Source organism: Plectonema cf. radiosum LEGE 06105 (genome assembly GCF_015207665.1).
Classification (GTDB): Bacteria; Cyanobacteriota; Cyanobacteriia; order Cyanobacteriales; family Nostocaceae; genus Rivularia; species Rivularia radiosa_A.
In genome coordinates this window covers 21985-28216 of the sequence record NZ_JADEWL010000091.1, presented here as the reverse complement: position 1 = coordinate 28216, position 6232 = coordinate 21985, and the positions used below count along the sequence as shown (strand labels likewise).

At 40.5% G+C, this 6232-nt stretch carries 4 protein-coding genes; 3 read left to right on the top strand and 1 reads right to left on the bottom strand.

Going from position 1 to position 6232, the window contains the following annotated elements; genetic code table 11:
• The first annotated feature begins 1049 nt into the window (after positions 1–1049).
• A complete protein-coding gene (locus IQ247_RS21860) occupies positions 1050–5276 on the top strand; it encodes a pre-peptidase C-terminal domain-containing protein (RefSeq protein ID WP_193923272.1) in 4227 nt (1408 codons plus the stop codon).
• A gap of 61 nt (positions 5277–5337) precedes the next feature.
• On the opposite strand, the gene IQ247_RS33200 is transcribed toward IQ247_RS21860, so the two are convergent.
• The gene (locus tag IQ247_RS33200; RefSeq protein ID WP_322745549.1) at positions 5338–5439 is read right to left on the bottom strand and encodes a DUF4351 domain-containing protein; all 102 of its coding nucleotides are present in this window, start codon (positions 5437–5439) and stop codon (positions 5338–5340) included.
• 318 nt (positions 5440–5757) lie between these two features.
• Here IQ247_RS33200 and IQ247_RS21850 point away from each other — a divergent pair, with 318 nt between their 5' ends.
• Complete coding sequence (locus IQ247_RS21850; protein WP_193923271.1) at positions 5758–5970, top strand: hypothetical protein; 213 nt, start codon at positions 5758–5760, stop codon at positions 5968–5970.
• Positions 5951–6232 (top strand): type II toxin-antitoxin system RelE family toxin, encoded by a 282-nt coding sequence (locus IQ247_RS21845; protein WP_193923270.1) that lies wholly within the window; start codon positions 5951–5953, stop codon positions 6230–6232. The genes IQ247_RS21850 and IQ247_RS21845 overlap by 20 nt, the downstream gene beginning before the upstream one ends.

Genomic DNA, 6232 nt, shown 5'->3' with positions numbered 1-6232 from the left:
AGCGCAACCCAACGCGGGTGCCGAGGCTCCACTACGTTTTGCTTCGCAACGCTTGCGCGAACAGCCCAACCTACAATATTACATTGATTACCCCTCATAACTTATGTGGTGGAGTACTAGTGGTCCACCACATTAATTTTGATGGATAATTTATTACTGGTGTCCGTGTTTCGCTCCCACCACAGATATTTCCCAATCAAATTGTTAAATAAATTAGGACTTACGCAAAATTCACGTAGCTCCGTCATTACGAGCGATGAATGCTTCCCTACACTATGTCCCTTTCGGGACAGTTTCGGTCGCTGCGGACAATTTTGGGAAAGCGTAAGTCCTGTATTTATGCCTATCAGCTCCCGTTCTAACTCACACCAACTTCACTCATCTAATTTGTGCATCCGGTATCTTCATGAAATCTTTACAAAACTGCTAGATTTACTGAAGCGAATATGTAGTACTATTAACATTAATCAATCTATTGACAAAAAATATCAATAAATTAAAATTGATTCCGAGTCCGGTGCGTCTAGATTAACAACTGCAATGCACTAGTTAAAAAATGCTGGCTCAACACTAGTAGTTTATTTGATTAATAATGATAGGTTAATCAAAGCTTGTAGTAAGAGTTTCAACTTTTACATTGAGGTAAAAAATCCTCACTAGGTAGTGCAAGCATCTTGCTCGCTATTAGCGAGCTTTCCGGTATGTCCTTGCGGACACGCTTCCAAGACCGCACTACCTCTACCCCGCCTTCATTAATGTGGCAGAGTACTAGTACTTTGTCCCATTAATTTTGATAGTTTGTAGTAAGGGCTTTAGCCCTTGATTTGAGGGATAAATCCCTCACTACGAACCCTTCAGAATTTATGGGACAGACCACTAGTACGGTAAGGGATCACAAAGCCAATAATCAGCGTTTGAGCTATTTAACCACTAGTTCCCAGGCTCACTTGGGAACCACAATACAGAGCCGAACCGCTCTTGTTGAGATTGGTGCATTCCGGTCAGTTTACTAGTGTCAACACGTCAAATACAAATCGTAAGGAATTATCATGGAACCAAAAATTTCTCTACAAACCTTAACTGGTACATTTAGCGGTGAAACAAACGAATTCCGGGATACCATTCTGACTCCAGAATTAGTCGAATCCCTTGGAGAACAACCAGGAGCATCGATTTTAGTTCTGAGTTTACAAACAGAAGGTGAGATTCCCGAAGGTGGAGTAGAAGTTGTCATTAACAGCGATATCGCTTTAACTGACTACTTCGCTAATTTAGGAAGACAACCTCTAACCTTTGGGGGAGAAGTTTTATCAGCGGTTTATGACGAAGATGGAACAGCTACGGGAATTCGTCTACGAGTTGATAATCCGAATGCTTTGATTAGTTTACCTTTGGAAAACAAAGAAGAAGTAGAAACTGATGGTATTGAACAAGCAACATTTACTTTAGAAACTGGTTCTGGTTACAGTGTTGATGCTGATAGTAGTTCCTCTCTCGTGACTTTTTACGATAGTTTAGAAACTGCTCCCGTTCCCACTAACGAACCTGAAGTTAGTATGAGTGTGAGCGAAACTCAGTTAGTGGAGTCACAGGGAAATACCACCACATTTACATTTAACGTCGAAGGTGAAATTCCCTCCGATGGATTACTAGTTTATGTTAATAGTCCAGGTAACAGAGCTGCTTTAGGGGAATTTGATGTTTTTAATGCTGAAGTTTCCGGTGGTACAGTTCCTTTCCCCAACTTTGCTGCTAGTGGTTTCTACTTCAAAATTCTGGAAAATGGTGCATCAATTACCGTACCTGCTTTTGATGAAACCACTAACCCGGAAATTGAAGAAGGGATTGTAGAAGGAATTCAAGAATTTACCTTTGAATTAGTAAATGGACCTGGATATACAATTAACTCAGAAGCTGGTGCGGTAAATTTAACAATTGCAGATAATCCAGACTCTCAAATTCAAGTAAGTTACACTGTTGAACCAGCAACTTTGATTGAATCAGAAGCGACTGTTGGGGTGCATAATTTTACCTTGAGCGCAACTCCACCCGAAGAAGGATTGACGGTAACAGTTACTGCTGATGGCTTAGAAAAATTCGACCTTAGTGGGATTGAAACCACCGGAATTTCTGGAGATATTGAGATTCTAGAAAGCTTTCCTCCCCAATTGCGTTTTACAATCACCGATATTAACGCCAGTATCAAATTACCCGTCGCTAATGATGGTGTAGATGAAGGATTAGAATCCGCTGTCTTTACTTTACAATCTGGTGATGGATATCAAGTAAATCCAGAAGCTAACAGCGGTACGTTTAATTTAGTCGATACCGTAGAACAAGTTCCTCCTGCTACCGAAGAAAGCGAACCTAACGATATTCTGGGATTTGCTCAACCAGTAAGCTTAAATGAGTTTAACTCTGAAATATCTATCAATGGTTCTATTGACTATAGCAACAGTAACACCTATGAAAATGAAGATGGAACCCTTACAAGAGTAGATGCCAGCGAAGATGTAGACTTGTACAAAGTAGACCTGAAAGCAGGAGATACGATTAAAATCGATGCAGATGCAAACCAATTTGAGGAAGGAAGAAAAGTAGACCCTTGGTTGCGCGTATTTGATGCTAACGGTGCTGAACTAGCTTCTAATGATGATGGTGCTGCTCCTAATGAAATATTTGATTCTGGTTTTGAGCCTTATATTGAATTTACTGCTCCAGAAGATGGTTCTTACTATGTAGGTGTCAGCATTTATGAGAACTCCGAATACGATCCTTTAACTCCAGCTAGCGGTACGGGGAATTCCGAACTCGATCCTAATGAATACGGTACGGGACAATATACTATTAATCTTAGTTTGAATAATCCTGATGCCTTTAAGCCTGAAGCGACAGAAATTCCTGCAAGTACGGGAGAAGGAATACCCATTTCTTTGTTTACCGTTTCCGGAGTTTATAACAATGACTTTGAGAACGGAAACTATGACATTTTATTGGGGGGAAGTTTAGTTGAAACTGCTCCTGAAGATACAGCTGCGTCTCTCAACATTGTTTTAACAACGGAAGCAGAGATTCCCGAGGGAGGATTGGAAGTATATGTAAACAGCGATATAGTCTTAACAGATTACTTTGGCGATTTAGAAGATGAAGAATTTGGTCGGGATTATGCTGTTCCCTATGGAGGTAACTTGGGTGGTAAACCTTTTAGTAGAGGTGGTCAGTTTTTAGATGCTGTCTATAACGAAGATGGAGAAGCAACGGGTTTCAAATTCCTTTTAGAAGAATCCTACGGTGTTATTTCCCTGCTTCCTTCTAATCGCGAAGAAGCAGAAACCGATGGTGCAGAAACAGCAACTTTTTCCTTGGTTGAAAGTGAAGGATATATCCTTACTCCTGCAAACAGTTCTACTGTTACCTTCTTCGATAGCTTAGATGACTTGGTTTTCCCCGCAGTTGTTCCACCAGAAGTCAGTTTAGAATTAAGCACTAACGAGTTAATTGAATCGGAAGGAACCGAATTAACTTTAACTTTGAGCTTGAATCAAACCCCACCGGGAGGAGGAGTACAAGTTTACGTAAGTAGTGGTGTTTCCAATTTCCTCAGCGAACTAGATGTATTTGCAGCCGACATAGAAGGTGGAATAGTTATTCCCGATGGGGATGTTAGCGGTTTTTACTTCCAGATGTTTGGAGAAACTGCCACTATCACTGTACCAGTATTTGATAGTGCTGCTCTGGAAGCTCCCGAAGGTATCGAACAGTTTGATATTTCCCTTGTTCCCGGTCAAGGTTATACGGTTAATCCGGAACAAAATGGCGGAACTATCATCATTAAAGACACTCCAGATTCTTTAATTCAAGCTAGTATTAATACTGAGCCGGAGGTATTAATCGAGTCGGAAGCAACTGTTGCTAATGTTAATCTGAGCTTGAGCGCACCTCCACCAGAGGAAGGAGTCACTCTCACCGTCAATGCACCTGAAATATTAGAATTTGACCTTGAATCCTTAACCGTCACAGGAGGGGAAATCATAGTTCCTCCCGTAGCATCGGATTTATTTGGTTTTACAATCAACCTGACCGAACAAGATGCTACTGTAAGCTTTGCTGTTGCTAATGATGGTGAAGCAGAAACTTTAGAAACGGCTACTTTTACGGTTGAATCAGGAGAAGGCTATCAAGTTGATACAGAAGCAGCAAGCGCAACATTTACAATTGTAGACAGTCCCGAACTCGCACCTAGCTTCACAGAAGAAGTTAACGATACTATAGATACGGCGATCGCCACAGGATTAGCTGCAAGTAATACTACCACAAGTTTTTCTGGGGAAATCAATCAGTACTTTGTTGAAGTTGATGAAGATAATACATTAACAGTCGATGCGACTGAAGATGTTGATATGTACAGCTTCGCGCTCAACGCTGGAGATTCAATTAGCATTGATGTAGATTCAATACCTTACGAACTCGAAGGAATTGAGCGAACCCAAAGACTCGATTCGGAATTACGTTTATTAGACGCAGAAGGTAACGAATTAGCATCTGTAAATAATGCACCAGCACCGGATGAAATCTTTACTGCTAATCGTGACCCATATTTAGAGTTTACCGCTGAAACCGCTGGAACTTACTACGTAGGTGTTGCACAATTAGGTAATACTCTTTACGACCCCTTTGAAGCGGGTAGTGGTAGCGGTCGGACTTTCCCCAATTCTGGAATTAATATCGGTGAATACGATATCAGCTTTAACTTAACTCCCTCCTCAGAACCCGAACCCGAACCTCAACCCGTACCACCAATCTTTGGTTCTGTTGAACAAAATATTATCGAAGTCGAAGGTAGTAATGGATTGATTTTTGCCGGTAGTTCTGATGATTTAATCGACGCTTCGATCAGCAGCACGGGGAGCAACCGTATTTATGCTGGTAGCGGTGATGATACTGTAATACTAGGAATGTCCGATAGAATTGTCGGTGGAGCAGGTGACGATAAATTCTTCGCACTCTCTGGTGGTGATAATATCATTACTGGTGGTGCTGGTGCAGACCAATTCTGGATTGCTACTGCTGAAATTCCCGACGCAGCCAATGTTATAACTGACTTTACCAGTGGTGAAGATGTTTTAGGTATTGCTGGTTTGGGTATCGGTTTTGATGATTTGAGTATCACTCAACAAGATGATAATACTTTGATTGCTGCGAATGGTTCCGATTTAGCGATATTGCAAGGAATTGGTGCAACTAGCTTGATAATTGATAATTTTGCTTTTGCTTAATTAATTGGTAATTGGTAATTGGTAATTGGATTTCTTACCATTACCCATTACCTATTACCCATTACCCAATCCCATCCAACCAAGCCTGTAAATCAGCCATGCTGGTAAAATCAAGCAGTGCTTCACCAAGATTTTCTAATTGTTCTAAAGGTAGGGTTTCAATGCGCGATACCTTCGGTGAGCTTCGCTTAACGCACTTCTGGGGGTAATTCTCCTACCTTTCGAGTTAGCAGACGGAGGATGAGACGTAGCAGTGCTACGTCTCCATCAATCAACGGACAAAACGAAAATTCTTCTACCATTTACCATATTTACCAGCATTCTTGATATAAATCGCTTGCGGACGAGGAGACGTTGCAGTGCAACGTCTCTACATTTATTAAATTCCCCCCTCCGCTCCCTCTGCCCCTATTACCCATGTCCAGAATGGTACAAGATGTAAAATAAATATATAATTTAATTTCAATCAACGAGTAAAAGCATGGAAATTCAACAGTTAAAAGCATTGATTAAAGAAACTATGCGTGAAGTTCTAAAAGAAGAAAGACTTTATCTTTGCCAAATTCTAATTCCTTACGTAAGTGATGAAGAACAGTCCGAACTTGAAGCCGAATTTGGTGTACCTTCAAACTATGCTGATGATGAAGTTATTGATATGACCGATTGGGTTAAAAATGACAATAAAATTTCGTAAACAAGCGATTAAGTTTTTAGAAAAAGCAAATCCCGACGATGTTGAAAATATACGAGAACAACTTAACCAAATTGTTATTGCTGTCGAAGAGCAAGGAATTATCCCATTTACAGAACTAGATATTAAAAAGATGAAAGGTGACTGGGAAGGATTTTACAGATTACGTGTAGGCAAAAACAGAATTATTTTTACAGCCTATATTGAATCGGGAGACATCGAAGTTTACATAATTGGTTCAAGAGGGGATGTATATAAAAAATAA